27 protein-coding genes are annotated in these 26,050 nt (G+C 42.0%); 6 read left to right on the top strand and 21 right to left on the bottom strand.

Annotated elements, in window-relative coordinates:
* The first annotated feature begins 139 nt into the window (after nt 1–139).
* The 3 genes from VMW78_03425 (at nt 140) to VMW78_03435 (ending at nt 2,650) form a co-directional block, all read left to right on the top strand.
* On the top strand, nt 140–1,609 hold the full coding sequence (locus VMW78_03425) for a FapA family protein (protein HUV50057.1): 1,470 nt from the start codon (nt 140–142) through the stop codon (nt 1,607–1,609).
* Between the two features lie 46 nt (nt 1,610–1,655).
* Nucleotides 1,656–2,147, top strand: a complete 492-nt coding sequence (locus tag VMW78_03430; protein HUV50058.1) for a chemotaxis protein CheX — start codon at nt 1,656–1,658, stop codon at nt 2,145–2,147.
* 140 nt (nt 2,148–2,287) lie between these two features.
* Nucleotides 2,288–2,650 carry a response regulator gene (locus VMW78_03435; protein ID HUV50059.1) on the top strand — a complete coding sequence of 121 codons (363 nt, stop codon included), beginning with the start codon at nt 2,288–2,290 and terminating at the stop codon, nt 2,648–2,650.
* A gap of 36 nt (nt 2,651–2,686) precedes the next feature.
* Here VMW78_03435 and folE2 read toward each other — a convergent pair whose 3' ends face one another.
* From folE2 to lon, 10 genes are all read right to left on the bottom strand, one after another.
* Entirely contained in the window at nt 2,687–3,463 is a 777-nt protein-coding gene (gene folE2 / locus VMW78_03440; protein HUV50060.1) for a GTP cyclohydrolase FolE2, read from the bottom strand.
* A 12-nt stretch (nt 3,464–3,475) separates the two neighbouring features.
* Nucleotides 3,476–4,243 carry an ATP-binding protein gene (locus tag VMW78_03445; protein HUV50061.1) on the bottom strand — a complete coding sequence of 256 codons (768 nt, stop codon included), beginning with the start codon at nt 4,241–4,243 and terminating at the stop codon, nt 3,476–3,478.
* A gap of 60 nt (nt 4,244–4,303) precedes the next feature.
* Nucleotides 4,304–4,507 (bottom strand): DNA-directed RNA polymerase subunit omega, encoded by a 204-nt coding sequence (gene rpoZ / locus VMW78_03450; protein ID HUV50062.1) that lies wholly within the window; start codon nt 4,505–4,507, stop codon nt 4,304–4,306.
* A 107-nt stretch (nt 4,508–4,614) separates the two neighbouring features.
* On the bottom strand, nt 4,615–5,082 hold the full coding sequence (greA, locus tag VMW78_03455) for a transcription elongation factor GreA (GenBank protein ID HUV50063.1): 468 nt from the start codon (nt 5,080–5,082) through the stop codon (nt 4,615–4,617).
* A gap of 20 nt (nt 5,083–5,102) precedes the next feature.
* Nucleotides 5,103–6,125 carry an aspartate-semialdehyde dehydrogenase gene (locus VMW78_03460; protein HUV50064.1) on the bottom strand — a complete coding sequence of 341 codons (1,023 nt, stop codon included), beginning with the start codon at nt 6,123–6,125 and terminating at the stop codon, nt 5,103–5,105.
* Nucleotides 6,118–7,197 (bottom strand): 3-isopropylmalate dehydrogenase, encoded by a 1,080-nt coding sequence (locus VMW78_03465; GenBank protein HUV50065.1) that lies wholly within the window; start codon nt 7,195–7,197, stop codon nt 6,118–6,120. Before VMW78_03465 ends, VMW78_03460 begins: the two co-directional genes overlap by 8 nt.
* A gap of 76 nt (nt 7,198–7,273) precedes the next feature.
* Nucleotides 7,274–8,059, bottom strand: a complete 786-nt coding sequence (gene pssA, locus VMW78_03470; GenBank protein HUV50066.1) for a CDP-diacylglycerol--serine O-phosphatidyltransferase — start codon at nt 8,057–8,059, stop codon at nt 7,274–7,276.
* On the bottom strand, nt 8,056–8,727 hold the full coding sequence (locus VMW78_03475; protein HUV50067.1) for a phosphatidylserine decarboxylase family protein: 672 nt from the start codon (nt 8,725–8,727) through the stop codon (nt 8,056–8,058). Before VMW78_03475 ends, pssA begins: the two co-directional genes overlap by 4 nt.
* Before the next feature lie 30 nt (nt 8,728–8,757).
* Complete coding sequence (tsaB, locus tag VMW78_03480; protein HUV50068.1) at nt 8,758–9,456, bottom strand: tRNA (adenosine(37)-N6)-threonylcarbamoyltransferase complex dimerization subunit type 1 TsaB; 699 nt, start codon at nt 9,454–9,456, stop codon at nt 8,758–8,760.
* Nucleotides 9,453–11,855: an endopeptidase La gene (gene lon, locus VMW78_03485; protein HUV50069.1), complete on the bottom strand. Its 2,403-nt coding sequence runs from the start codon at nt 11,853–11,855 to the stop codon at nt 9,453–9,455. Before lon ends, tsaB begins: the two co-directional genes overlap by 4 nt.
* 183 nt (nt 11,856–12,038) lie before the next feature.
* Between lon and VMW78_03490 the strand changes: the two genes are divergently transcribed.
* Nucleotides 12,039–12,815, top strand: a complete 777-nt coding sequence (locus VMW78_03490; protein HUV50070.1) for a prepilin peptidase — start codon at nt 12,039–12,041, stop codon at nt 12,813–12,815.
* Nucleotides 12,816–12,830: 15 nt separating this feature from the next.
* Here the strand turns inward: VMW78_03490 and VMW78_03495 are convergent, their stop codons facing one another.
* The 10 genes from VMW78_03495 to VMW78_03540 form a co-directional block, all read right to left on the bottom strand.
* A complete protein-coding gene (locus VMW78_03495; protein ID HUV50071.1) occupies nt 12,831–13,223 on the bottom strand; it encodes a cytochrome c3 family protein in 393 nt (130 codons plus the stop codon).
* A gap of 31 nt (nt 13,224–13,254) precedes the next feature.
* On the bottom strand, nt 13,255–14,037 hold the full coding sequence (locus tag VMW78_03500; GenBank protein HUV50072.1) for a fibronectin type III domain-containing protein: 783 nt from the start codon (nt 14,035–14,037) through the stop codon (nt 13,255–13,257).
* A gap of 222 nt (nt 14,038–14,259) precedes the next feature.
* Nucleotides 14,260–15,582 (bottom strand): hybrid sensor histidine kinase/response regulator, encoded by a 1,323-nt coding sequence (locus tag VMW78_03505; protein HUV50073.1) that lies wholly within the window; start codon nt 15,580–15,582, stop codon nt 14,260–14,262.
* Nucleotides 15,583–16,014: 432 nt separating this feature from the next.
* Nucleotides 16,015–16,239, bottom strand: coding sequence for a helix-turn-helix domain-containing protein (locus VMW78_03510; protein ID HUV50074.1), 225 nt, complete (start codon nt 16,237–16,239; stop codon nt 16,015–16,017).
* Nucleotides 16,240–16,405: 166 nt separating this feature from the next.
* Complete coding sequence (locus VMW78_03515; GenBank protein ID HUV50075.1) at nt 16,406–17,776, bottom strand: sigma-54 dependent transcriptional regulator; 1,371 nt, start codon at nt 17,774–17,776, stop codon at nt 16,406–16,408.
* 347 nt (nt 17,777–18,123) lie between these two features.
* Nucleotides 18,124–18,759 (bottom strand): histidinol phosphate phosphatase domain-containing protein, encoded by a 636-nt coding sequence (locus VMW78_03520; GenBank protein HUV50076.1) that lies wholly within the window; start codon nt 18,757–18,759, stop codon nt 18,124–18,126.
* Between the two features lie 69 nt (nt 18,760–18,828).
* Entirely contained in the window at nt 18,829–19,326 is a 498-nt protein-coding gene (locus tag VMW78_03525) for a bifunctional nuclease family protein (protein ID HUV50077.1), read from the bottom strand.
* Nucleotides 19,327–19,354: 28 nt separating this feature from the next.
* Nucleotides 19,355–20,722 carry a tRNA (N6-isopentenyl adenosine(37)-C2)-methylthiotransferase MiaB gene (gene miaB / locus VMW78_03530; GenBank protein HUV50078.1) on the bottom strand — a complete coding sequence of 456 codons (1,368 nt, stop codon included), beginning with the start codon at nt 20,720–20,722 and terminating at the stop codon, nt 19,355–19,357.
* Nucleotides 20,722–21,150: a hypothetical protein gene (locus tag VMW78_03535; GenBank protein ID HUV50079.1), complete on the bottom strand. Its 429-nt coding sequence runs from the start codon at nt 21,148–21,150 to the stop codon at nt 20,722–20,724. The genes miaB and VMW78_03535 overlap by 1 nt, the downstream gene beginning before the upstream one ends.
* Nucleotides 21,147–21,386, bottom strand: a complete 240-nt coding sequence (locus tag VMW78_03540) for a DUF4911 domain-containing protein (GenBank protein ID HUV50080.1) — start codon at nt 21,384–21,386, stop codon at nt 21,147–21,149. Before VMW78_03540 ends, VMW78_03535 begins: the two co-directional genes overlap by 4 nt.
* Before the next feature lie 234 nt (nt 21,387–21,620).
* On the opposite strand from VMW78_03540, the gene recJ reads away from it, so the two are divergent.
* Complete coding sequence (gene recJ, locus VMW78_03545; GenBank protein ID HUV50081.1) at nt 21,621–23,351, top strand: single-stranded-DNA-specific exonuclease RecJ; 1,731 nt, start codon at nt 21,621–21,623, stop codon at nt 23,349–23,351.
* Here the strand turns inward: recJ and tsaD are convergent.
* A complete protein-coding gene (gene tsaD / locus VMW78_03550) occupies nt 23,346–24,341 on the bottom strand; it encodes a tRNA (adenosine(37)-N6)-threonylcarbamoyltransferase complex transferase subunit TsaD (protein HUV50082.1) in 996 nt (331 codons plus the stop codon). The genes recJ and tsaD overlap by 6 nt on opposite strands.
* A gap of 167 nt (nt 24,342–24,508) precedes the next feature.
* On the opposite strand from tsaD, the gene der reads away from it, so the two are divergent.
* Complete coding sequence (gene der / locus VMW78_03555; protein ID HUV50083.1) at nt 24,509–25,858, top strand: ribosome biogenesis GTPase Der; 1,350 nt, start codon at nt 24,509–24,511, stop codon at nt 25,856–25,858.
* Nucleotides 25,859–26,050: the final 192 nt, after the last annotated feature.

Below are 26,050 nucleotides of genomic sequence, written 5' to 3' on the forward strand. Positions count from 1 at the left end.
CCAAAATATGTTGTTGCAGCATTATTTTAATTGACATACAAGTTCAATTCTTCTTATATTTATTTTATTTTTCCTTCCCTTCCATATTGCGGGTTGAAGAGAGCTTGTTTTTTCTTGTGCGGGTAGTATCAGGAGCATAATGATTTTGCCATTCGCCAAGGGGAATGGCGGATATTTAAAAGGTGTTATGGTAGAAGATCAGTCTAAATTCGAGCTGCGTATCACCGATGACGACATGGCGGTTATGCTTGACTGCACCATATCAGAGACCAATCCCAATGAGATTGTACCCCATATCAAGCAAGAGCTCGAAGCTGCCGGCGTAACCCCCATTCCACGCGAGGAAGAACTGGAAACACTCCTGCGCTGGTCAATAAAAAGCGGAACTACTCGTATAAGTGAAATGCCTATCGTCGAAGGCAGACCACCGGTTCCACCGATAGACGAAACTATCAAATGGGCCGGCGATTTTTTCGATAAAGGGTCCATGGTCGATAAAAAATCGACAAATGGAGACTATATGCTCCAGACAGAACGACCGGTAGTCGAAAATGGCCAGCTTCTGGCATACGTCACACTCCCAAAGGAAGGTCAGGAGGGCTGCAACGTGTTTGGAAAACCTATTGCAGCGCGCCAACCAAAATCTGCTGAGATACGCCCGGGGTTGAATGTCGAAGTCCAGAAGAAAAATGACAGAGTGGAATATTTTGCGACCAGAAGGGGCCGTGTTAAGTGGGTTTCAGGGGTGCTCGCTGTTAACACAGAAAAAACAATATCCGGGGATGTGGATATAACACACGGCCACCTGAATTATCCGGGATCGCTCGTGATTGAGGGAGATGTAACGGCGGGCGCAAAGATCACCACTGGTGATACTATCGAGATTAAAGGAGCCCTGAAGTCGGCAATTATTCATGCAGGTGGAAATCTAATTGTAGGTAAGGGAATAGCCGGCGGGGAGGATCGAAAAATCAAGGTCGAGGGTGGTATCAAGACGACCTATATCCTGGGGGGGCACATTGAATCCAAGGGGGATATTGTGGTCAAGGATAAGATCATGCAGTCCACGCTAAAGGCACAAGGTGCGGTGATCATCCCGGATGGGCAACTGGTTGGAGGGAGCATAACAGCGCTTGGTGGTATCGTTGCAAGAGAGGTAGGTAATAACGGGCATGCAATCACTGAACTTGTTGTTGCCGAGGACTATTTGCTCCCGGCTAAAATAGCAGCCAGGGAAAAGGAACTCGTGCCTCTTCAGGCAGAGGTGGAGCGAATACACAAATTGTTAGATCCGATGATGGTCAAACAGAAAGAGCTTTCGCTAGATGAACGTGAAGCTGCCACAAAAAGGCTTTTAAAGGCGGAAGAGGCTGTTGAAAAAGTAAAAGCAGAGATGCAAAAAATCGAAGCTGATTCTCGCGCCCGCGCAAAACCGCACATATTAATCAGGGGATTGCTGTATCCGGGGACAATTTTATGCGTCGCAGGCTACAAGGTGCTGGCAAACAAGGTGTTCACGGGGCCGCTGGAAGCTGTTCTATCCGGCGAAAAGGTTGTACTGAGACAAGTGGAACAAGAGGTGCCATGCTATCCCCAAGAAACGGAATAATAAAAACAGTTGCATTGCAAGCAGGGGAATAAGGCAAAACCCGGAAATGAAGGCAGAGCATATAAATCCTTTTATAGAAAGTGTCCAAAACCTGTTTGTATCCATGCTGGGTTGCAAGGCAACTCCCGGGAAGACCGGGCTCGCTGATAGCACGGTAAATCCAGGGTACATTACAGCCCTTATCGGTTTAAGCGGACCGGTTCGAGGTAATGTTGCACTCACTTTTCCAGTGAAAACCGTGCTTGCTATTATTAATCGTATGCTCGGTTCCGAGACGCGGGTCGTTGATGATCTTGTGGCTGATGGTGTTGCGGAGCTGGTAAATATGGTTGCCGGCGGAGCTAAAAAAAAGTTATCTTCAGACGACGGCCCTCCGGTTGACCTGGGCCTTCCGACAGTGTTAAGTGGCAACGAATATGTTGTTCAGTACCCTTCAAAGTCAACATGGTTTAAAGTCCCCTTTACAAGCGACCTGGGTCCGTTTACACTCCATGTTACTTTTGAACAGCAAAAGCGAGCGCATTCCACGTCCACCTGAGGCCCTCCGAAGGTAAACGGGGTTAGCAAGCGAATCAAATAAGGGGGGGGCAAAAACCTCCTTACAGTCGAAGCCCGCTGGGCGGGACTGCAGAGGGTTTCAATCCAATAAAAAACTATTATTAAGAAAGGTGTTAACTCATGAAAGTTCTGGTAGCTGACGATTCCGCGTTAATGCGTCATGTCCTTGTCAAAACCCTGAATGAGGCTGGTGTACAAACTATAGTGCAGGCCATGGACGGAGCAATGGCTGTAGAAAAAGTCGCTGAAGAGAATCCGGACCTGGTAATAATGGACTGGGTCATGCCTAACATGACCGGGATTGAGGCTGTGAAAAAGATTCGCGCAAGCGGAAACAATGTTCCTATCATTATGTGCACAACCGAAGGCGAGCGGAACCGCATCATCGACGCGATTAAAGCAGGTGCAAACGATTTCGTCGTCAAGCCGTTTGAACCCACGACCATAATGGCAAAGATTAAAGAAATCTTGGCGAAAGTTTGAAGCACCTTGCACATGTTAAGGGATGTAAAAGTGTAATTATCTTCTTCCGCTTGCAATGAATGCATACGCATTATGGTTGTGGATCGACTCAAAATTTTCAGCGCTTACGGAAAACCAGGTAACATTTCCGTCTTTTTTCAGCTTTTCAGCGACATCCCGAACAATATCCTCAACAAACTTAGGGTTTGAAAAGCCCTGTTCAGTTACATGCTTTTCATCAACACGTTTTAACACAGAATATACTTCACATGACGCAGATTTCTCCACCAGCTCTATCATATCTTCTATCCAGATAAATTTCTTAAATCTTGTGCTGAGCCTCACTTCTCCCCGCTGATTATGAGCGCCTGTATCGCTTATTTCCTTTGAGCAGGGACAAACAGAAGAAACAGGAACTATTACTTCTGATACAAGGTCTAGTCTGCCGTCATGGCCGCTTGATCCGATGATCCTGCATGTATAGTCCATGAGTCCGGGAGAATTACTTATAGGGGCTTTTTTTTCAATAAAATAAGGAAATGTGATCTCAATATGCGCCGAAGCCGCTTTTAAATGCTTCTTCATCTGGTCAAGAATATCTGAAATTTTTTTCAAAGAAATCTCAGATCGAAATAGATGGAGCAGCTCAACAAAACGGCTCATGTGCGTCCCTTTGTATCTCTCAGGCAGGTCCACATACATGTTGATTGAAGCAATAGTATGCTGAAAACCGTTCTTCCGGTCAAGAACCGTGATGGGATATCGAATATCTTTTATCCCCACCTTGTCAACAGGTATATTGCGAAAATCGTGTTGGTCCTGGATATCTTTCATTTAGGTGTTACCCTACTTCAATAAATAGTCTGTATTCACATGGCTCATGGCCCTGAAAATATTTCCTTTTATCTTTTTATTGCTGGTGTATAACTGCCTTAAAAGAGTTTTTATTTCCTGTCGTTTAGATACTTTCGCTGAAGGGCATGGATTGACAAAGGCTGGAAACCCTTTTTCACCGGCAAAACGGCTTATGATATTCTCATCCGCAAATGCAAGGGGCCTTATTACCGTGAACCTTCCCTGAAAAAAAGACTGGGAAGGAACCATGGTGCTAATCTCACCTGAATAACACATATTTAAGAACAGTGTCTCAATGATATCGTCCTTATTATGCCCTAAGGCCAGCTTGTTGCATCCAAGCTCATCGGCAATTTCAAAAAGCCGTTTCCTGCGTAACCTTGAACACAAAAAACAGGGATTTTCTCTATTTGTCGGGCTATGAGCCAGAATTCCATAATCTGTATACTCTACGATGAGCTTGAAGCCGTTTTTATCGCAATAACCTGCAAGGGCTTTACTATGGCCTCCCTCAAACCCGGGATCAACACAAACAGCAAACAGCTCATATTTTATGGGAATTCGAGGCTGACGTTCCTTTAAAATCGTCAGGAGAGTAAGACTGTCTTTTCCTCCGGAGAGCCCCACTAATATTCTATCTCCATCAGATATCATATTATATTTATGCAGGGCTTTACCAACAAACCTGTTCAACATCTTATATATATAGCCGGGTTTTGACAAAAAATAACCGTTCACGGTTGTCGGTTCACAGTTCACAGGTTTCTCAATGAACTATGCAACGATTCAAGCATTTTGGATATTGAAAACAGTTTACGGTTACTTTTTTTCTTTATCTTGCCTTAGAACTACCTTGCCGGCGGCAATTTCTCTAAGGGCAATAACAATGTCTTCGTTTTTCGGCGAACTTACCAGATATTCGGAACCTTCGCTAATCTGCCTAACGCGCTTTGCAGCCATGTTGCACAGCAAAAAACGGTTTGGTACCTTTTCCAGGCAATCTTCAATTGTAATACGTGCCAAAATAAAACCCTCCATTATGAACTAAGTTTGGTCAACCGGTTGATTGGTCGAGTGGTTCAAAGACTCTTACAACTCGACGACTCGACTATTTAACTACTCGACTAACGCTACAATATCTCTACCAATTCATAAAATCTTTTTCCACCAGGAGCCTGAAGCTGGATCTCGTCTCCTGGTTTTTTTCCCACAATCGCTCTGCCAAGTGGTGAGGATACTGATATTCGACCTTCCTCGATACTTGATTCGTCCGGCCCCACAAGCTGATATTTTACATTCTCTTCATTATCTATATTTTCAAGCAAAACAGTGCAGCCGAATACAGCACAATCCTTGGTAAGTGTATCAGGATTAATGATATCAGCATTGGCCAGCTTATATCCTAATTCACCTATCCGGCCTTCAATAAAACTCTGCCTGTTCTTTGCCGCTTCAAACTCCGCATTTTCGCTAAGATCTCCATGCGCGCGAGCTTCTTCAATGGCTTTTATGTTTTGGGGTCGCTCAACCTGTCGAAGATATTCCAGCTCTTTTTTTAGTTTCTCGTAACCAGCTTTTGTAATTGGTACTCTCTCCATTTAAACCCCATTTTCGATCTTTATAAATAATTTTCCGCCAGGATTTCCGCTATCTGAACCGTGTTGGTTGCAGCTCCCTTCCTTATATTATCGGCAACAACCCACATATTTATCCCGTTTGGAATCGATTCATCTTCCCTGATGCGGCCCACAAGTGTCAAATCCTGACCAGCGGCATCAACAGCCAGCGGATAAACATTCTTTGCAGGATCATCCACAACCTTAACACCAGACGCATTTTCAAGAAGAGACCTTACTTCAGCAGCCGTAATATGCTTTACGGTTTCAATATTAATCGATTCAGAATGGCCGAAAAACACTGGAACACGAACCGTTGTCGCCGTGACCCCTATATTATAGTCTTCCAGGATTTTTCTTGTCTCATTTACCATCTTCATTTCTTCTTTGGTATATCCATTATCCAGAAACACATCTATGTGGGGAAGACAGTTAAAGGCTATCCTGTGTGGATATACATTTATCTTGTAATCGATGAAATTTATCATGGATCTTGTCTGGTCAAAAAGTTCATTAATTGCTTTCTTTCCAGTGCCGGATACAGCCTGATATGTTGAAACCACAATCCTCTTTATTCCGCATTTTTTGTAAATAGGACCAAGAGCAACAACCATCTGGATTGTAGAACAGTTCGGATTTGCAATAATACCTTTGTTTGTATATGCAGCAACTGCATGAGGATTAACTTCAGGAACAACAAGAGGAACTTCCGGATCCATCCGCCAGGCGCTGGAATTATCAATAACAACACACCCGTCCTTTGCGGCAATTGGCGCAAATTTTTTACTTATACCCCCGCCTGCCGAAAAAAGGGCGATGTCCACGCCTCTGAAAGAATTTTTATTCAACTCTTCAACTTCCACTAAATCCCCTCTAAAATAAAGCTTGCGGCCGACTGATCGACTGGAAGCCAAAAGCTTAATAGACTTGACAGGAAAGTTCCTCTCTTCCAGGCAGGCTATCATCTGGTTCCCGACAGCGCCTGTAGCTCCTGCCACTGCAACATTAAATTTCTTCTCAGACACGATTACCTTCCCCTTTAATATATTCTGACACAAGGTCGCCGACCTCTTTTGTCGTAAATCCCATCTTCCCTGCTGCAACATCCTTTAGATCGTCTCGAAGAACCTTTGTTACCGCCCCTTCTATCAAAGATGCCGCCTTATTCTCACCTAATGTTTCAAGCATAAGTTTAGCCGCTAAAATAGCGGCAATCGGATTGATTACCTGCTTGCCTGTGTACTTGGGGGCAGATCCGCCGATCGGCTCGAACATTGAAACACCCTCGGGGTTGATGTTTCCTCCTGCCGCAATCCCCATGCCGCCCTGTATAATTGCAGCCAGATCTGTAATAATATCCCCAAACATGTTATCAGTAACAATAACATCGAACCACTCAGGATTTTTTACCATCCACATACAGACAGCATCAACATGCGCATAATCTGTTTCAATGTCCGGGTATTCTTTTGCAACCTCATTAAAGGTGCGTTCCCATAAATCAAATGCAAAGGTCAGCACATTGGTTTTTCCGCAAAGAGTTAACTTTTTTGCCTTGTTGCGTTTTCTGCAACATTCAAAGGCATATCTTATGCATCTTTCCACTCCCTTGCGTGTATTTATCGATTCCTGAATTGCCACTTCATCAGCGGTCCCGAACTTTAAGCAGCCGCCCGCGCCCACGTAAAGGCCTTCCGTATTCTCACGCACTACAACAAAGTCAATATCTTCAGGCCCTTTGTCCTTTAACGGAGTATTAACCCCTTCATACAGCTTAACAGGCCTTAAGTTGATATACTGGTCAAAATGGAACCTGAGTTTCAAAAGTATGCCCTTTTCAAGAATACCAGGTTTAACATCAGGATGACCAATGGCACCCAGGTATATTGCGTCCGACAGCGCAAGCGACTCAAGAACCTTGTCCGGCAGGATCTCTCCGGTTTCTTTATAATGCTCACCGCCGATATTGTAATGTGTAAATTTGCAGATAAAACCGCATTTATCCGCCACTGTTTCAATTACTTTAATGCCTTCTGTTATAACTTCCGGGCCTGTTCCATCACCCGGAATAACTGAAATTCTATATTCTTTTGACATGATGCTATGCTCCCCCAATAGCCGACAACCTGAAACCCGACACAAGACACCTGACTCCTGATATTTACATCCTTAATTAAACAGGCTTTGTGTCGTGCATATCTGTTTCGTGAAATTCGGCTTCTTTTTGTTTTATAAGTTTATGATACCTTATTGTAGTGACAGGACCTGAGACAATATAGGCAATCCCTAAAAGAAACAGGGCAATAGGCGGCTGAGCAGCGATAAAAATCAATATCAGTATCGCAGTAACCAGAACATTAAAATTCATCGTTCGAGAAATTTCTGAATTCTTTTTGAAGCTATTATATTTAATCGTACTAACCATTAAAAAGGCAAGCATGTAAAGCATTACAAGAATTACCACTGGATTCGCATCCACCGCTATGTCGAACCTGTGACAGAACAGGATGGTTGCGGCAAGCATGCCCGCTGCAGCCGGTATTGGAAGACCGACAAAATACTCGCCGCTGATACTGCCTGTCTGTGTATTGAAACGTGCCAGCCTCAGGGCTCCGCACGTCATAAAAAGAAATGCAGCAAGCCATCCGATCCTCCCAAGAGGTTTAAGCGCCCACAGGTAGATCATTAACCCTGGAGCAAGACCAAAGGATATAAGATCTGAAAGAGAGTCGTATTCCACGCCGAATCTGCTTGTGGTTTTTGTAATCCTGGCTATCTTACCGTCTAACGTATCAAACACAACCGCAATCATTATCGCTATAGACGCTGCAATATATTTACCATCTATCGAAGATATAATTGCATAAAAGCCGCAAAAAATATTAAGAGAAGTAAAGATGTTCGGCAGAATATATATCCCGCGACGAAAGTCCTTTTTTCTAATTTTTCTTCTTTTCATGTCAGATATCCCAATATTGATGTCCCTGCTTTTACCCTGTCTTCAATGCACACGTTTAACTTTGTGTCATCAGGCAAATAAACATCAAGCCGTGAGCCAAAGCATATCATACCAAAACGTTGCCCGCGGGCCATTTGGTCGCCATCATGAACCTTGCAGATAATTCGCCTGGCAATCAGCCCTGCGATCTGGACAACACAATATTTTTTCCCCTGGTCTGTTTTAATAAAAACCGCATTTCGTTCATTATCTGTTGATGCCTTGTTGAAATTTGCGGAAATAAATTTTCCTGGATAATAATTTATTTTTTCAACCGTCCCTTCATGCGGAATGCGATTTACATGGACATTAAACACCGTCATGAAGATGCTTACCTTAAGACAACGGCCTTCAAAATACGGGCTGCTATCCTTGATACACGCTTCAACAATCTTTCCATCTGCGGGCGAAACAACTGCGCCGTTCTTATTGGGAGTAACCCGATCCGGATCTCTAAAAAAATAGCAGATAAAAATGGTAACCGCAAGCCCTGTCAAAGACAAAAAAGTCAGTCCCAACAAAGCAAACACAGCAGTTATAAATGCTGAGGCTAAAATAAAAGAATACCCGGCTTTTGCCACAGGAAATGCTGTTTGCCCGGGTGGATCGGAAAAAGAAAAATTATTCATTTAATTATATTATCATATCAAACAATAATGTCAATGAGAGCTTTTGCTGCTGTTGCTGCTTAGATCTGCATATGCTTTTCGCATGTAGAAGGGTACAAAATCGCTTATATCATCCGTATCATTGTTTTCAAATCTATGCCTGCCGATGTTTGCTATCGTCGAAGCCCGAATAGTGGTTTGATGGGGCAAGGCAAAATGTGCAAGACCTCCCAACTTATCCCTGATAATTTTTTGATAAACAAACGCACCGTTTCCAACAAATATACACTCTTCATTAATATCACAAACAGCTTCTCCAACAGGCAGAACCTGCTCGTCAATCTCTTTTTTTAAAATACCGTTGTTAAATCTGTAATGTGAAAAATAGACATCCCCCCTGCAGGCATCTAAAAGAGGACAGATGAGGTGTTGAGAAAAAAAACACTGCATGGCAAGCGCATCAAGGCTTGAAACACCTACCAAGGGTTTGCGGGTTGCCGCAGCCAGCCCCTTTATTGAACTTATTCCTATTCGAAGACCTGTAAAACTTCCAGGGCCTCTGGTTACGGCAAATCCGTCCAGTTCGGAAATAATAATACCCGATAATTCAACCGTGGTGTTTATCATTTCCATTAAATGCTTTGAATGTGTTTGTTCAACGCCCAGAGTAACCTCGGCCAGCAAGGATTCTTTATCAATTATCGCAACGCTGCAACTTTTTACGGCAGTATCAACAGCAAGTATTTTCATTTATTTGCCGGTTGCTTTGATTTCTTTTGCTTTTCAAGGGCTATGCTAAGGACTTCATCCATGTTGCTTACAGGAATGAATTTTATCTTACGTTTTACATTCGCCGGGATCTCGGCCAGATCCTTTCTGTTCTTCTCGGGCAATATAACAGTATGGATTCCGGCCCTTAAAGCTCCAAGAGATTTTTCCTTTAAACCACCTATGGGAAGGACCCTCCCTCTAAGGGTAATTTCACCTGTCATGGCAACATCTTTGCAAATCGGCTTATTAGTCATGGCGGAAATAAGGGCTGTAGCCATTGCAATGCCTGCAGACGGCCCATCTTTGGGTATAGCGCCTGCCGGAACATGGATATGCACATCATGATTTTCAAACAGGTTTTCCTTTATTTTATACAAACCAAGATTTGACCTGGCATAAGTAACGGCCGCACGAGCAGACTCCTGCATTACATCTCCAAGCTGTCCTGTTACAATCAAATCACCTTTTCCCCTGATCAAAGAAGCTTCCACATACAGGACCTCACCGCCGGCCTGTGTCCAGGCAAGGCCTGTAGACAAGCCGACCTGACTGTTTTCCTGATCCATTTCAGGGAAATATTTCGGCACACCCATATATTTTTGCAGGTTGGTTTTTGTGATATTAAAAGGACTTTTTTCCCCTTCGGCTATTTTGCGGGCCACTTTTCGGCATATGCTTCCTATCTCCCGTTCAAGGTTTCTTAAGCCTGCCTCTGACGTGTATTCTCTGATTAATTGCTCCAACGCCCCTGTGCTGATATTCATGGTTTTGGGCTTTAAACCGTTTTCCTTTATCTGCCGAGGCAAAAGGTACTTTTCGGCGATTATCCTTTTTTCCTCTTCCATATATCCGGAAACTGAAATAATCTCCATCCTGTCCAGAAGAGCTGAAGGGATAGTATCCGTCAGGTTTGCTGTAAGTACAAATATAACCTTTGACAGATCAAAAGGCAGGTTAAGATAGTGGTCGCTAAAACTAAAATTCTGCTCAGGGTCAAAAGCCTCTAAAAGAGCAGAAGATGGATCGCCTCGAAAATCAGCTCCGATTTTGTCGATCTCGTCCATCATAAAAACAGGATTCCTTGTGCCGCACTGTTTCAAGCCCTGTAATATGCGTCCGGGTAAAGCCCCTATATATGTGCGACGGTGACCCCTTATTTCTGCTTCATCATGTATGCCGCCCAAAGAAATCCGAGCAAATTTTCGTTTCATGGCATTGGCAATTGAACGGCCCATCGAGGTCTTTCCAACGCCCGGGGGGCCGACAAAGCAAAGAATCGGGCCTTTGCTGTCCGGGTTAAGCTTGCGAACGCTTAAATATTCCAGCACGCGATCCTTTACCTTGTCAAGGGCATAATGGTCCGCATCAAGCAGCTTTTTTGCGTTCTTTATATTGATTACATCTTTGGTCGTTATGCTCCATGGCATATCAACAAGCCAGTCCAGGTAAGTTCGTATTACCGAAGCTTCCGCAGAATCAGGATGCATCTGTTCCAGCCGTTTTAGCTGCTTTTTCGCCTCTTTTTCCGCCTCTTTTGACATCCTTGCTTTTTTGATATTTTTGCTGTACTCGGCTATTTCCTGTTTCCTTTCATCCTGTTCGCCCAATTCCTTATGGATAGCCCTCACCTGCTCCCTTAAAAAATAATCTCTCTGATTTTTAGAAATTTCTTCCCTGACGTCAGACTGAATCTTGGCCTGGATGGATGAAAGCTCAACTTCACGGGAAAGCAGATCGTTTATTTTGTTGAGGCGTTTTACAGGATCAATATGCTCCAGCAAAGCCTGCGATTCTTTTATTTTCAGCTTTAAATTCGAGGCAACAAGATCTGCGAGCTTGCCTGGATCATCTATGCTTTCCAGAATACTGCTCACATCTCCTGTTAATTCCCCGCGGAGCGCCAGGATTTTCTTGGAATTACCCCGGACATTCCTCATCATAGCCTCGGTTTCAAGGTTTATTTTTTTTACAGGATTTTCAGGAATAATTTCAATTTTTACAATATAGAAATCCTTCCTTTTTACATATTTTACAATCCGGGCTTTGGAAACTCCCTGCACAAGGGCTTTAACACTGCCGTCAGGAAGTTTTAACATGCGAAGAATACGGCTGACGGTTCCAACCTTGTAAATTTCACCGGGCTTTGGGCTTTCAACACTTGGATCTTTCTGGGTAACCAGCATTAAAAAACTGTCCTTTGTTACAGCCTCTTCTACGGCACGCACCGATTTTTCACGCCCAACAAAAAGAGGAAGCAACATATCATTAAAAATCACTACATCACGAACAGGCATTAAAGGTAAAACAGAAGGTATGTCAGCATCCTTTCCATCTCCGTCAATAATGCTGATAAGGTCATCTCTGTCAGATTCAGCCATAATTTCTCCTTATAATGTATTCCCCTTCACAACCGCTTAAAAAAGCTCAGGGTTATTTAAAGGCAAAGAGTTTAAACTCAAAACTAATAATATAAAACATAATTTATCTTTGACAATATCAATCTTGATTTTTAAATGAAACATACTTATAATATTTAAAATTTTGATTGAGGAATAAATAAAATGTTTTCTTACCTGATCCAAATAATAATTTTCATGTTCGGCATGTGCATAGGAAGCTTTGTAAATGTATGTATATACAGGCTGCCGGCCTCAAAATCAATCATTGATCCACTTCGTTCAATCTGTCCGGATTGCGGCAGTATAATACGATTCTACGATAATATTCCTGTTTTAAGCTATCTCCTGCTTAAAGGACGATGCCGCTATTGTAATAAGCCGATATCGTTCCGTTATCCACTTGTGGAAATTATAAGCGGCGCTTTTGCGCTCTGCACATTTCTCAAGTTTGGGCCTACCCTCGAAGCACTTGTTTACTTTGCCTTTATTACAACTCTGCTCGTAATAACCTTTATCGACATTGATCATCAGATCATACCGGATATAATAACTATTCCCGGCATACCAGCCGGTTTCCTGGCATCCTTTGCCCTTCCGTCAATAACATACAAGGGATCTCTGCTGGGGCTGCTTGCCGGAGGAGGAAGTCTCCTGCTGGTTGGGTGTATCTATTATCTAATTAAAAAGGCCGAAGGCATGGGAGGCGGAGACATAAAGCTCATGGCTATGATTGGAACAATCATTGGCTGGAAAGGCATACTCTTTACAATCTTTTTTTCATCTCTTATCGGAACTCTTGTCGGAATCACAATCATGTTGCGCACGAAAAAGGGAATGAAAATCGCCGTGCCGTTCGGCCCGTTTCTATCTATAGGCGCCGCTACCTATATCTTTTTCGGACCTGGTCTGATATCCTGGTATATTAATTTACTCAGATAATATCTATCATGTTTTTCAATACTCGTCATGACAGGAGACACAAACATCATGGGTCATCTCCTGTCGAGCAAGATACGGTCGGTTTGCTCCGTGGACGTTATGACAAGTAACGCAGGTGATTATATTGCCTTTCAATACCGGCAAATCATTTGGAGTTTTCATTGTTCCTTTTAGAACAACCCCGACAGGATGGGTCAATCCCAGATCCTCCGGCGAGTGGCATTGATAACAGACCTCAATGGTCAGCTCCTTTCCAGACCTCAATTCCGGGCATCGGTCTCTAAGGGCTGAAACTGATTCAATTTGCGGATTATTTATCACAGCTGGGTCATCCACCTTGATATACTCTATACATACATTTACGGGCTTTGTGGTCTCCAGGTGTAAACCAAACGCCGAATTAAGCATAAAGATATGTCCATCCTGTTTACCGCTAATTCTACTGCCCCACTTGTTCTATATTATCTGTTGTCTCAACTTCAAAACTCTTTGAGGTTGTTGCTGTATTAAAAACCATATCCTCAGATATAACTTCATTGCCAAACATATCCCGCGACACTACGCGAAGGTGATAGTTCTTCCCTGCCACCAGACCATACAGTGTTACCCGGTGATGCTTGGTCAGAGTGTTATCCTCTGAGACATTGTTCCGGGATTGCTCACGAATCCAGTACTGCAGATAAGAGGTTGACGGCTTATCAGTATCCCAGGTTATGGTAGTCTCAAGAAATATCGCCTTTTTTATGGGGCCGACCTTGATTCCTGATATCACAGGCGGCCTCTCATCATCTGTTTTTATGTTCTGAACTTTTGCAGGGGTCATCCCTTTAAATTCTTTCCTTAACGTGTTTTTTGACATATCACTAAGCATAATATTAATGTCATACATGGCGTTCCTGACAAATCCCTTCAGAAAAATTGTATGCTCTTCCAGATAATCAGGACTGGATAAAATCATAGGTTCCTCTATATCGAAATTAACGGAGCTCTTATATCGAACAGGTGTAATGCTTTCACCTTTCAAATGGCATATAACGCATTCTATTTTTTCAAAAGGCGACTGTTGATAAAGACTGGAAATACCTTTCTCGTAAACAATTTCATGGCATGGCAAACACTCGTTTTGTTGTATCTCATTTTTTGATAAAGCAAATAAATTATCATAAAAGAGAACCGCTATAATAAAAACAAATGCAGCAAAGTATTTTGGAATAGCCATCATATTATTTTTCTTCCGCGAAATGAGACCTTTGAAAAATGCTCAATTTTGTTCAAGTTCAAGGAAGGCGAAAATCTTAAACGTAGGAATACATTGAGTATTTCGAGGCTTAAAATTTGAGCCTGACGCCGAAATTGGGCAAAAGGGGGCGTTTTGCAAAGGTCTCGAAATGCAGGACCTCCGATTTAGAGAGCTTTGCACAACCCTCATTTTGGTCAATTCTGGTCATTGCAAGGAGCAAGGCGACGTGGCAATCTTGTGGCTTATCAGTGATGAAATTGCTTTGCTTGCCCCCTTCGCTACGTTCGGAGCTTTGGCTAACCGCAATGACAATACCGGGGTTATGCAAAGGTCTCGCTTGGTAAGATTTGTTGCTTTCTTAAATTTTACACCTCTTTTAAGTTCCAGACCAGCCTCTTCCATTAATGCACCCGGCAATGTAAAATGAACCGCAACGCCCCCTTCCTCTCCGGGCAGAGGAGACTCAACCCAGATTCTTCCTTTATGTGATTCTATGACCAGCTTGCAAAAGGCAAGGCCAAGGCCATGGCCTTGCCTTATCGTTCCTCTGTTTGGAGCCTGTTTGAATCTTTCAAAGATCATTTTATGGTATTTTTCCGGGATAGGGCTGCACTGGTTGGAAACAGTTAATTCCACATACTGAACAGGGCCTTTTGTTTCCTCTTTTTTCTTTGTGACTGCGATATCGATTTCGGTTCCAGTCTGGGAAGATTCAATGGCGTTACCTATAAGATTTACCAATACCCGCAGTAGTAAGCCGCTGTCTCCACGGACAAGGACAGGATCGGATTTTTGCAGATCAAATCTTAGATTCTTTGATTCCATCTCTGTCTCAAAGAGCCCTGAAGCCTTCTTTATCAGGTCGATAAGATTGACAGGATTAAAATCCATGTTGCTCACGGTTGATTTAAAGCATGTTATGTCCTGAGCTTTTTCAAGCATTTTGCTTGAGCTTTTAAGGATATATAAGGCTTTTCTCATATAGTTCTTGGCGCTTGCGGATTCATCAAGCTCCGTCATAGCCAGTTCGAGATTACCTGAAATAGCCATATTCAAATTGGTTAAATCGTGAATGATCATGCTCGTAAAGTCTTTATTACGAGCCAATCTCTGCCTGGAATTGTCTAAAGTTTTTTTCATCTTGATAAATACCTTTACGTAGGCACGGATTAAACCCTGATTAAAAGGCTTGACTATAAATCCCTCTGCCCCAGACTCAATCCCCATTTCATGAGAATAAGGATCTGAAAGAGCGGTAGTAAAAATAACAGGAATATCACAGGTAGCCTTGTCGTTTTTTAATATCTTGCAAACATCAAATCCTGAAATCCCCGGCATCATGATATCGAGAATAACCAGATCCGGCTTGATATCTTTGACCAATTTCAATGCTTTTTCGCCGCCGGCAACGTAATGTATCTGATAATTATCGGGTTGGAGATATCCTTCCAAAATAATATGGGAAACAGGATCGTCGTCTACAATTAGAATTTTAGGCTGATTATCCGTATTATCTATATTAATCATTGGGCCATCTCCTTTCCTGGTGTTGGTCGAACAACAAAAAACCTGTATTGGGGTTTTATCTTTGTAAATAGCAACTATCATGCCGGCGGCGCTAATCTACAAAAATTCTTGGAATATCAACAGGTTATATCTCACTTAGGTTGGTCTTGAAAGAGTAGGCTCTTTTCGCCCATAAAAAAAGGGGATAGTGTTCAAAACACATCACACATGATAGATGTTCTGTGGCGATCTGACTGGATAACAACTTGATATTAAATTATAAAAGTTGAAATGCAGGGGTGTTCAATAATCGACATGGGCTAAGCGATTAATGATTAGTGGAGCCAAAGCATGGAAGATGCTGAATGGGTAGATTAATGGATTATTAGGATGGATAGAATATTTGAATAATATGCGGAAACCTGTGAATAAGGAATTTATCTTGCGATTCATTCAGAGGGGGACAGGCATAGCAGGCCTTTTGATATTGTATTTTTTTATTTTGCTGTACAATGTGCCGCGAGCAATTTCAAGCTTCATCGCCGCTTTTTTCAGGTTCCAGTTTGTTTCTTCCAGGACCCTGTGAATCAAGGTCGCCTCTGCTTTGGGAAGAGAATGGTCAATCAGGTCGAGGAGGATCTCATCCTTTGCTGTCTCTGTTGCGAAGTGATCTGACATAAAAAAAGCTCCTTTAAAGCCGATAAATTCAAGAAAAACACCACTCCTTGTCGATGGCTCCGAATGCGGGGAGGGGCTGATAGTGGAATGTCCATTGTCTTTCTTTGATAAACAGGATGCAATTCAGATGCCAAATCAGGCTGTGGGGGTTAAGGGAAACAGATCCTTAAGGTTTATCTATCCCGTATTTCTTCATCTTGCTGTACAGAGTTCCCCTGGCGATATCCAATTCCTTAGCTGCCTGCTTCAGATTCCAGTTTGTTTCCTCCAGGACTCTACGGATCAGTGTCGATTCTGCGCGGGGAAGCGACCTTGAAGAGAGTCTGAGTCCAAAAACCTTTGCTTGAGAACCTTTTTTAATATCTTCCGGCAGGCTATCTGGAATGATCTCACTTCCTTTACAAAAAATAACAGCTCGCTCAATAACATTTGACAACTCCCTGACATTGCCGGGCCAATTGTGTTCAGTCAACATTCTCATAGCTGCTCCGGATATACGGATAATCTTCTTTTTTGTTTCCGTGCAATATTTTTTCATAAAGAAACTTGCCAGCAGAGGTATATCGGATTTTCTTTCCCGAAGCGGGGGGATGTGAATGGAAACCACATCAATCCGGTAAAACAGGTCTTCCCTGAAAAGATTTTCCTTAACCTTTTCGGAGAGATCTTTGTTGGTTGCGCAAACAACCCTGATGTCCACCTTAACGGTCCTGGTGCCGCCTACACGCTGAAATTCTTTTAATTCAAGGACACGCAAAAGGGATGTCTGTGTCGGCAGCGGGATATCGCCGATCTCGTCCAGGAAAATAGTCCCTCCGTCGGCAAGTTCAAAATGCCCTTTTTTTTGAGATGTTGCGCCTGTAAAGGCCCCCTTCTCATGACCAAACAGTTCACTGTTGATAAGTGTCTCGGTAATTGCCGCGCAGTTCACCGCAATCAAGCTATTCTCTCTTCGAAGACTGCAATGGTGTATTGCTTCAGCAACCAGCTCCTTGCCTGTCCCACTTTCTCCGGTGATTAAGACTGTAGCGTTGGTTTTAGCTACATCTGTAATCATCTGGAATACCCTGTACATTTTGGGATCCCGTCCTATGATATTTTTAAAGCAATACCCTTTTTTCAGCTCCTTTTCTGAAAAAATATTTTCCTGCAAAATCCTTTTATGGTTAATAATCTTTTTAAAGACCAGCTTAACCACATCAAAGTCAAACGGCTTTAAAATATAGTCATAAGCACCTAACTTCATGGCCTGAACCGCATTATCTATTGAGCCGTAACCGGTTACAACAAACACAAAGATGTCCGGATAGCGCTCTCTGATTTCTTTTAGCAGGCTCAGCCCATCCATGCCCGGCATCAGGACGTCGGTAATAACAATTTCTGCGGGAAAGGTTTTAAGCTTTTTTAAAGCCTCCATACCGTCAGAGGCGGTTTCGATCAAAAGTGCTTCCTCTCTCCTCATGGACCGGCAAAAACTCTCCCGATAACCTTTTTCATCATCAACAAAAAGTAATTTGGTTTTTGGTATCATAGGCATAAGTGGTTCTTTAAGGCTACGGTTAAATTTTAACAGATAATATAGCACAAAATAGATGTTATATCAAGTAAAAACAATTGGATAAGTCAAATTATTAGAGGTTAACAGCGAATTTTCGAGGTCTTTTTTATCAATAAAATTTGTTTTCTACACTTAAAAGCATAAAACTAAATTTTAATCAAAATTGTGGAGTTTTACGAAGGTCTCTTTTGGTCGATTCTGGTCATTGCGAAGAGCAAGGCGGCGCGGTGATCTCGTGGCTTATGTGTTATGAGATTGCTTCGCTTTGCTCGCAATGACGTGTTTTTTGACTTTTTACGAGCTTGTCAATACTATCCACGAGATAATTATAGAAAAGATGATGCATTCCCCTGCATTATTTCAAAGTCATTCTCGGTCAAACCAGCGCCGCAAACAATGCGTTGCGCCATGCTTTTATCGATCAAATCACCAGGATCATGCGCGTCGGTATTAATTACAAGCTTTGCGCCGATTTTACCGGCAAGCTTTGCAACATGTCCATTGGTTAGAGAATGCCCCTTACGTGCCGATATCTCCAAAAAAATCCCCTTTTCTTTTGCTGTTAAAACATCTTCTTCGCTAATCATTCCCGGATGCGCAAGTATATCTATATCTGCTTCCAGAGCAGCCCTGTTGGTGCCGGCAGCGACCGGTTCGACAATTGTTTCGCCATGAACGATGATGATCTTGGCGCCCAGAGAACGCGCCTTTCTGACATTGTTAGCTATCAAGGAAGGGTGAACATGTGTGATTTCTATGCCTGGGATAACCTTTATCTTTAGAACTCTATTTAGCTCTTCCGCTATTGCGACTATCCTGGGAATTATAAAATCGAGATTGGACAAATCACCATGGTCGGTAATCCCGATCCCTTTTAGCCCCGCAAATTCGGCGCGCCTGACAAGCTCGGACGGGATCAAAGCCCCATCACTAAAAATTGAATGTGTATGAAGATCAATCATAGATTATTTATATCCTCTTAATCCTGTAATCCTTTCAGCCTTTTGCCCTTAACACTTAACACCTGTTACCTATATCTTATATTTGCCGAAATCTTCTGAAGAAAGTTGTTCAAGATATTCCGCCCATTTTTTTCCTTCTTTGCTTTTGTCCACAGCTTCTGCCTTAACATCTCCATGCTTTGATTTAGCAATAACCTCATCATCAACATAAATAGGAGCGCTAAACCTCAGAGCAATGGCTATTGCATCGCTCGGACGGGCATCCATGCTGAAATTTTTCTCTTTGGAGATAAAATATATTCGGGCATAAAAGGTATTGTCCTTTAAATCACATACCTCAACCTTTAACACATCAATATCAAGCATAGTGGTAAAATTCTTGAAAAGATCGTGTGTCATGGGACGATCGAACTTTATATTCTGAATGCTCGAAGCTATGGATGTTGCTTCGAGTAATCCAATCCATATTGGAATGGTCTGACCGTCCTCCTCTGATTTTAAAATAATAATCGGGTTGTTGGACGCAGGATCCATGGTCAAACCGGCTATGCTCACCCTGTGCAGCATAAGCATTTTTCTCCTTTCAAACCAGTAGTTATTTCATTCTTACCCCTTGAAGAGAATGGGCTAATGCTTTTTCAATCCTTACATTAATTATCTTTCCTGAAAAATTTTCATCATGTACCGAAATATCATTGCTTGAGATAAAGTTTACGATTTTGTTTGTTGATGTCCTTCCCGTCCATTGGGCATGCTTGTTTTTTTCGTCGGTTTGAAGCTGCTTTTTGCTCAACCCTTCTACAAGTACCGGTTGTGTCGATCCTGCCAAAGCTTTGTTCTTTTTTTTCGTACAATACTCCTGTGATTTCAACAATTCCATCAACCTGTCCTTTTTATCCTGTTCAGATATCTTGTGGCGAAAAAGAGCTGAAGGAACCTTTGAACGATCGGAATACTTAAACGCAAATATATCATCATATTGCACTGTTTTGATCAGGCCCAGCGTTTCATTAAAATCATCCTCGGTCTCCCCTGGAAAACCTACAATAAAATCAGAGGTAATAGCTATGTCAGGACAAATATTTCGCAGTTTATCCACCTTTGCAAGATAATAATCTCTGGCATATTTCCGGTTCATCCTTTTTAATATCCTGTCCGATCCCGACTGTACAGGCAAATGTATATGCCTGCATAATTTATCAAGGTTTTTAAAGGCATAAATTAAATCATCTGAAAGATCCTTTGGGTGTGAAGTGGTAAATCTGATTCTTAAAAGACCGTCAATTTCATTAATAAGAGAAAGAAGTTCTGGAAATGAGCACGATTCCTCCTTTTTACCAAAACTGTTTACGTTCTGGCCAAGGAGGGTAACCTCTTTTATGCCGGATTCAACAAGGCTGCGGATCTCACTAATTATTTTTTCAGGTCTCCTGCTTGCCTCCCTGCCCCTTACAAATGGAACCACACAGTATGTGCAATAATTATCACACCCTTGCATTATAGTTACAAAACTCGTAACCTTGTCCTTATCATTTGTGACAGCGCTAAAAACAGATTCGTCTATTAGCTCCGGCATCTCAACATCCACAATACGGCATTTTTTAGCCTCTATCCGTTCGATCATGCCCGGCAGACGGCCGATAGCATGGGTCCCGAAAACAAGGTCAAGATACGGCACACGTTCCAGCATCTTAGCCCCTTCCTGTTGTGCCATACATCCGCCAACTCCTAAAATAAGATTCGGCTTTTTTCTTTTAAGATGCGCAACACGCCCTAAAAAGCTGAATACTTTCTGCTCCGCCTTTTCCCTTATAGCGCATGTATTTGCAATAATCAGATCAGCCTTCTCAGGAGATGAGGTCATGTTATATCGCAGCGGTTTTAATACTCTTGAAATCTGTTCGGAGTCGTAAACATTCATCTGACATCCGATAGTATTAATGTATAAGTATTTAGTGTTCATTAATCCTTTTCAGATATCTGCCTATGAATAGTGATCCTTTTTATATCCTGCATCTCTATCCTGATATCTGCAAATGAAGATACGCCATAGCAGGGCTTGGTCTTGTCCACAATAAGCTCGATAACCTTCCCGTCTTTTAAATTCACCTTTGCCTTAACATCCTTATCCTGTAATAGAAAAAAAACAGAGTTTATCTTGTCAAAGCCTATAGATATTTCAACCTTGCCTAGTTTACCTATAAGACAGGTCAGCCCGTCACAGGAAAATTTCTCAAGCTCAATTGACACGTCAGACTGGTCTATAAGAGTTACCGCATAGTTTTCTTCAGGCTCAGGCACTGTTATAGCGTCCCCTTGTCCCATACCTCCCAGTCCAAGCGTACAAAAAGATATTATCACCACGAGGCTAAAATAGAATCCTTTTTTCATGACACCTCCCTTGATTTATCGAAATTCGCAACCGGCTCTATCATAATCTCTTTTTTAAGATCCTGCAAAATCATCTCAACATCCTCTTCACATCCGTAAGAAATATTAAAAACCACAAAACCTGAACCAGGATCGATTGTTGTTAATATTGCGATGCCGTCATAAGCCTCAAAAATAAATCTTAAAAAGCAGATTTTTCTACGATCAACACGATAATATTTCTGTATTGTTTGCAAGGTAAATCCAATACAATAAGAGCCAAGATAAATTTTAAAAGTAAAATATTATTTCTTAAGCTTCGACAACAACACCAATAACAAACCACTTACGAGTTCAGTAAGTTATATATTCTTAATAGAAATCAAGGGTGCGGAACTTGAGTACTGATTACCATCATACGAATTAATTTATCAATAAAAAAGTCTTAATGGCTTGTTCAAATTATTGATATCGGATATATAATCCTTCTCATGAAAAAATGTTGGCAGCTTTTACAACCAGATATTGATGTGGTCGAAAAAATCCGCGGGGAGTTGCAATGCAATCATGTTACAGCAACTATTCTGGTAAATCGTAAAATTATTTCAAAAGATAATGCCCTGCGCTTCCTGAAACCTTCTCTTAACGATATGCGGCCTCCATTCTCAATGAAAGATATGGATGCTGCTGTAAAGCGTATCTATTCAGCCATAACAGATCATGAAAAAATATTAATCTTCGGCGACTACGATGTTGATGGAATCACCGCAACAACAATCCTTTTCGAGTTTTTAAATTATACCAAAGCAGATGTTTCATATTATATCCCACATAGAACCAAAGAAGGATACGGTCTTCACACAAAACATATAACAGATTACGCGATACCAAATAGAATAAACCTGATAATCACCGTTGACTGCGGCTCAAGCAGCAACAATGCCGTAAAAACAGCTCAAAATTCCGGAATTGATGTAATAGTTACAGATCACCACGAAATATCCGACAAACCATCCCATGCCATTGCCGTACTAAATCCAAAGCGTGATGATTGCTCATCCGATTTTCACATACTTGCGGGTGTCGGAGTGGCTTTTTATCTTCTGATCTGCCTCCGAAAACACCTGCGCGATAATCATTTCTGGCAAAACAGGCAGGAACTCAACCTTAAAAATCTTTGCGATCTTGTAGCTCTTGGAACCGTGGCCGACATGGTCCCCCTTATAGATGAAAACCGCATATTGGTAAAAACAGGGCTTGAAATAATAAATACAGGCGATCGATGCGGCATAAAAACCTTGATAGAATCCAGTGGAACAAAAAATAATTCCGTGGATACGGAAGATATCGCCTTCAGGCTGGCGCCAAGGTTAAATGCCGCGGGCAGGATCAATCATGCTTCAACTGCCGTTGAGCTCCTGACTGCGAACAACCTTAAAACCGCCAAACAACTTGCCCTGTCACTTAACAGCATGAACATTAAAAGGCATGACATTGAACAAAAGATAATGGAGGATATCTTCGAATATTTAGAAAACAATCAATACCTGCTCAAAAACAGCTCACTGGTCTTATCAGATAATAAATCAGGTAACATGTGGCATGAAGGAGTTCTGGGTATAGTTGCATCCAGGATGGTAAAAAAATACTTCCGGCCGGTAGCCCTTATTGCGATAAAGGACGGGATCGGCAAAGGATCGGCCAGAAGCATACCTGGATTTAATATCTATAAAGGGCTTATGTCATGCTCTGATCTTCTTGAAGCCTTTGGCGGCCATTCAATGGCGGCAGGTCTGAAAATAAAGGCCGAGAATATGGATGCATTTCAAAAAAACTTTGAAAACGCTGTTCAACAGATGACCTCGCCGGATAATTTTGTGCAGACAATTTCCATTGATTATGAACTCAATTTTGACGACATTTCAGAAGCCTTAATCAATGAACTTGAAACCTTAAAACCTTTTGGCACAGGCAACCATGAACCTCTCTTTATGGCCAAAAATGTCAGGGTGATGGATTCAAAAATCGTTGGTAAAAACCACAGACGCATGCTTTTAAAGCAGCCTGATTCCAGGACGGGTAATTCCTTTAATGCCATCTGTTTTAATGTAGATACAAGCAAAAACCTGCAGGAAAATTTCGATCAGATCGCATTCAAACTGCAATGGAACCACTGGAACGGCGGGAAAACAGCTCAAATTGTTATCAAACATATTCTATGAAACCCTTGAAAACACATCATCATTCATGCCTGATACCTTTCCGTCTTTTAAATAATGGTAACCGATTGCGGCAATCATTGCCGCATTGTCGCCACAAAGATCTAAAGATGGTATATGAGCTGTAATGCCTCTTTTGCCGGCATCCTGTTTTACCCTTTCTCTTAACCTGCTGTTTGCCGCCACACCCCCAACCAGAGCGATATGATCGCAGCTCTTTTCCAGCGCGGCGTTAATAACCTTATATGATAAAACATCAATGACCGATTCCTGAAATCCTGCCGCAATATCAGGAATCTGCTGTTTATAGGTGTCTTTATGAATCTTCACATACCGGCTTACGGCTGTCTTAATCCCGCTGAAGCTAAAATCAAATTCAGACTTATCCAGATATGTCCGGGGAAAATCAATCTTCCCCGGATCCCCGTCTTTAGCAAGTCTCTCAATAACTATTCCTCCGGGATAGCCAAGACCGAGCAGTTTGGCGACCTTGTCAAATGCCTCTCCGGCAGCATCATCCCTGGTTTGCCCCATCAGCTCAATTCCGGCATGGGAAACAACATGGACAATGCTTGTGTGGCCGCCTGATGCCAGCAGCGCCACAAAAGGAAAAGGAGGTGGGTCAGGCTCTAAAAAGACCGAATTAATATGTCCATCAAGGTGATTTACACCCACCCATGGAATATCAAGGGCAAAAGCATATGCCTTTGCAAAGGAAAAACCGACAAGCAATGATCCAATCAACCCTGGACCCTGTGTCACGGCAATAGCATCAAGCTGTTTTAAATCAGCGCCGGACCTGCTTATTGCTTCGTTGACTACCGGAACAATAGCTTCAATATGTTTCCTTGAAGCAAGTTCAGGCACGACTCCGCCGTATGGATGATGGATGTCTATTTGAGATGACACAACAGAGGATAAAATTTTTGTGCCGTCAACCACAACTGCCGCGGCTGTGTCATCACATGAGGTTTCAATGCCGAGTATTATCATAATTTCCAAACTATTCAGGTCAGGCTGTTCGGGCTGCAGACTGTCAGTTTTTGCGCATTTTGATTCGCAATCAGTATATCAATCTTTTTTATTGAAACATATAAGATGGTCGACTATCATACAGGTGTGGTCGGTTACAACTAAAATGATTAAAGGATATTTATTATATGAAACCTATTGTCGCCATAGTCGGCAGGCCCAACGTCGGCAAATCAACATTTTTCAATCGTATCACCAGATCAAAGGATGCTCTTGTTGACAATTTCCCTGGTGTTACAAGGGATAGAATTTATGGTGATGCAAGCTGGAATGATATTGAATTTACACTTGTTGATACAGGTGGATTTTCATTGGAAGATAAGGATGATTTTGCGTATCAGATACGCTTCCAGGTTAAGCAGGCAATTGAAGACGCAGATGTTATTATTGTTCTGCTTGATGGAAAGCAGGGGCTCTCTCCTTTTGATATAGATATTGTCAAGATTCTCCGCTCGGTTACAAAGCCTGTTTTTTATGTAGTAAATAAAATTGACGGGCCAGAGCATGAAAAAAACATATTCGATTTTTACAGTCTTGGCATTGAAAAGTTATATTCTGTTTCCGCGGAACATCGTTACGGCATATATGACTTTCTTGATGATCTGATTCTCGCTCTTCCGAAATCTGCTCCGGAAAAATTATCAGATATCATAAAGCTTGCCGTGGTCGGCAGGCCAAATGTCGGCAAATCATCACTTATAAACCGCATTCTTGGAGAAAACCGTGTTCTTGTCAGCGATATCCCCGGCACAACGCGTGACTCTGTTGACTCTGTCTGCGATATTAACGGCAAATCATATCTTCTTATTGATACTGCCGGAATAAGGCGAAAAGGAAAGGTGTCGAAAAAGCTTGAAAAGTTTTCAATCATAAAGGCGCTAAGAAGCCTTGACAGGTGTGACGTGGCGCTTATTGTCCTGGATGCCGGCGAAGGGATTACAGAACAGGACATAAATATCGCTGGATATGCTTTTGAGCGCGGCTGCGGCTGTATTCTTATGCTGAACAAATGGGATCTTGTTGAAAAAGACACCAATACGGCAAAAAAATACTACGACCAGCTGAAAATGGAAGCAAAGTATCTGAGCTTTGCTCCTGCCATAACGATCTCAGCATTAACCGGTCAAAGAGTTTCAACAATCTTTAAACTTGTGGATGAAGTTTACGACCAGTATGCCCTGCGTATAGGAACCGGTCAGATAAACAGGATATTAGAACGGGCAGTCGAAAAAAATGAGCCGTCTATTCACATGGGAAAACGGCTTAAATTCTATTATGCCACGCAGGCATCAGCAAAACCGCCTACCTTTATCTGTTTTGTCAATTATCCTGATGCCATCCATTTTTCCTACAAGAGATATCTTATCAATCAGATTAGGGCTGAAGCAGGTCTTGACAAAACACCTGTCCGGCTATTCTTCCGGCAGCGAACAGGAAAAGATGATAAAAGGTATTCAAAAAACAAAAAAAGAAAGTAACATTTAAGCCATTTGAAAAAAATTAGACAGGATAACAGGATAAACAAGATAACAACAAAAAAAAAGGTTTTGTTCAGGCACTAATTATTAATTTTGGTGAACTAAAAATTAAAATCAAACGCAAAGTAAAAGATTTTGATGAGGATTTACAAGATGGGTTTTGATGTTTTTTTTTAATCCTGAACATCCTGT

The sequence above is a fragment of the Anaerolineae bacterium genome, assembly GCA_035529315.1.
Taxonomy (GTDB): Bacteria; Desulfobacterota; Desulfobacteria; order Desulfobacterales; family ETH-SRB1; genus Desulfaltia.

Bases quoted from the DNA above. Each gene is read 5' to 3' on its own strand.
- VMW78_03510 (HUV50074.1), bottom strand. From the start codon at position 16,239: ATGTCAGATCACTTCGCAACAGAGACAGCAAAGGATGAGATCCTCCTC.
- VMW78_03505 (HUV50073.1), bottom strand. From the start codon at position 15,582: ATGATTAATATAGATAATACGGATAATCAGCCTAAAATTCTAATTGTA.
- folE2 (HUV50060.1), bottom strand. From the start codon at position 3,463: ATGAAAGATATCCAGGACCAACACGATTTTCGCAATATACCTGTTGAC.
- VMW78_03430 (HUV50058.1), top strand. From the start codon at position 1,656: ATGAAGGCAGAGCATATAAATCCTTTTATAGAAAGTGTCCAAAACCTG.
- VMW78_03525 (HUV50077.1), bottom strand. From the start codon at position 19,326: ATGCTGCACAGGGTGAGCATAGCCGGTTTGACCATGGATCCTGCGTCC.
- VMW78_03425 (HUV50057.1), top strand. From the start codon at position 140: ATGATTTTGCCATTCGCCAAGGGGAATGGCGGATATTTAAAAGGTGTT.
- tsaD (HUV50082.1), bottom strand. From the start codon at position 24,341: ATGATAATACTCGGCATTGAAACCTCATGTGATGACACAGCCGCGGCA.
- VMW78_03435 (HUV50059.1), top strand. From the start codon at position 2,288: ATGAAAGTTCTGGTAGCTGACGATTCCGCGTTAATGCGTCATGTCCTT.
- der (HUV50083.1), top strand. From the start codon at position 24,509: ATGAAACCTATTGTCGCCATAGTCGGCAGGCCCAACGTCGGCAAATCA.
- VMW78_03535 (HUV50079.1), bottom strand. From the start codon at position 21,150: ATGAAAAAAGGATTCTATTTTAGCCTCGTGGTGATAATATCTTTTTGT.
- VMW78_03490 (HUV50070.1), top strand. From the start codon at position 12,039: ATGTTTTCTTACCTGATCCAAATAATAATTTTCATGTTCGGCATGTGC.
- recJ (HUV50081.1), top strand. From the start codon at position 21,621: ATGAAAAAATGTTGGCAGCTTTTACAACCAGATATTGATGTGGTCGAA.
- VMW78_03475 (HUV50067.1), bottom strand. From the start codon at position 8,727: ATGAATAATTTTTCTTTTTCCGATCCACCCGGGCAAACAGCATTTCCT.
- miaB (HUV50078.1), bottom strand. From the start codon at position 20,722: ATGAACACTAAATACTTATACATTAATACTATCGGATGTCAGATGAAT.
- pssA (HUV50066.1), bottom strand. From the start codon at position 8,059: ATGAAAAGAAGAAAAATTAGAAAAAAGGACTTTCGTCGCGGGATATAT.
- VMW78_03495 (HUV50071.1), bottom strand. From the start codon at position 13,223: ATGCTTAATTCGGCGTTTGGTTTACACCTGGAGACCACAAAGCCCGTA.
- VMW78_03465 (HUV50065.1), bottom strand. From the start codon at position 7,197: ATGTCAAAAGAATATAGAATTTCAGTTATTCCGGGTGATGGAACAGGC.
- greA (HUV50063.1), bottom strand. From the start codon at position 5,082: ATGGAGAGAGTACCAATTACAAAAGCTGGTTACGAGAAACTAAAAAAA.
- lon (HUV50069.1), bottom strand. From the start codon at position 11,855: ATGGCTGAATCTGACAGAGATGACCTTATCAGCATTATTGACGGAGAT.
- VMW78_03500 (HUV50072.1), bottom strand. From the start codon at position 14,037: ATGATGGCTATTCCAAAATACTTTGCTGCATTTGTTTTTATTATAGCG.
- VMW78_03520 (HUV50076.1), bottom strand. From the start codon at position 18,759: ATGATTGATCTTCATACACATTCAATTTTTAGTGATGGGGCTTTGATC.
- tsaB (HUV50068.1), bottom strand. From the start codon at position 9,456: ATGAAAATACTTGCTGTTGATACTGCCGTAAAAAGTTGCAGCGTTGCG.
- VMW78_03515 (HUV50075.1), bottom strand. From the start codon at position 17,776: ATGCCTATGATACCAAAAACCAAATTACTTTTTGTTGATGATGAAAAA.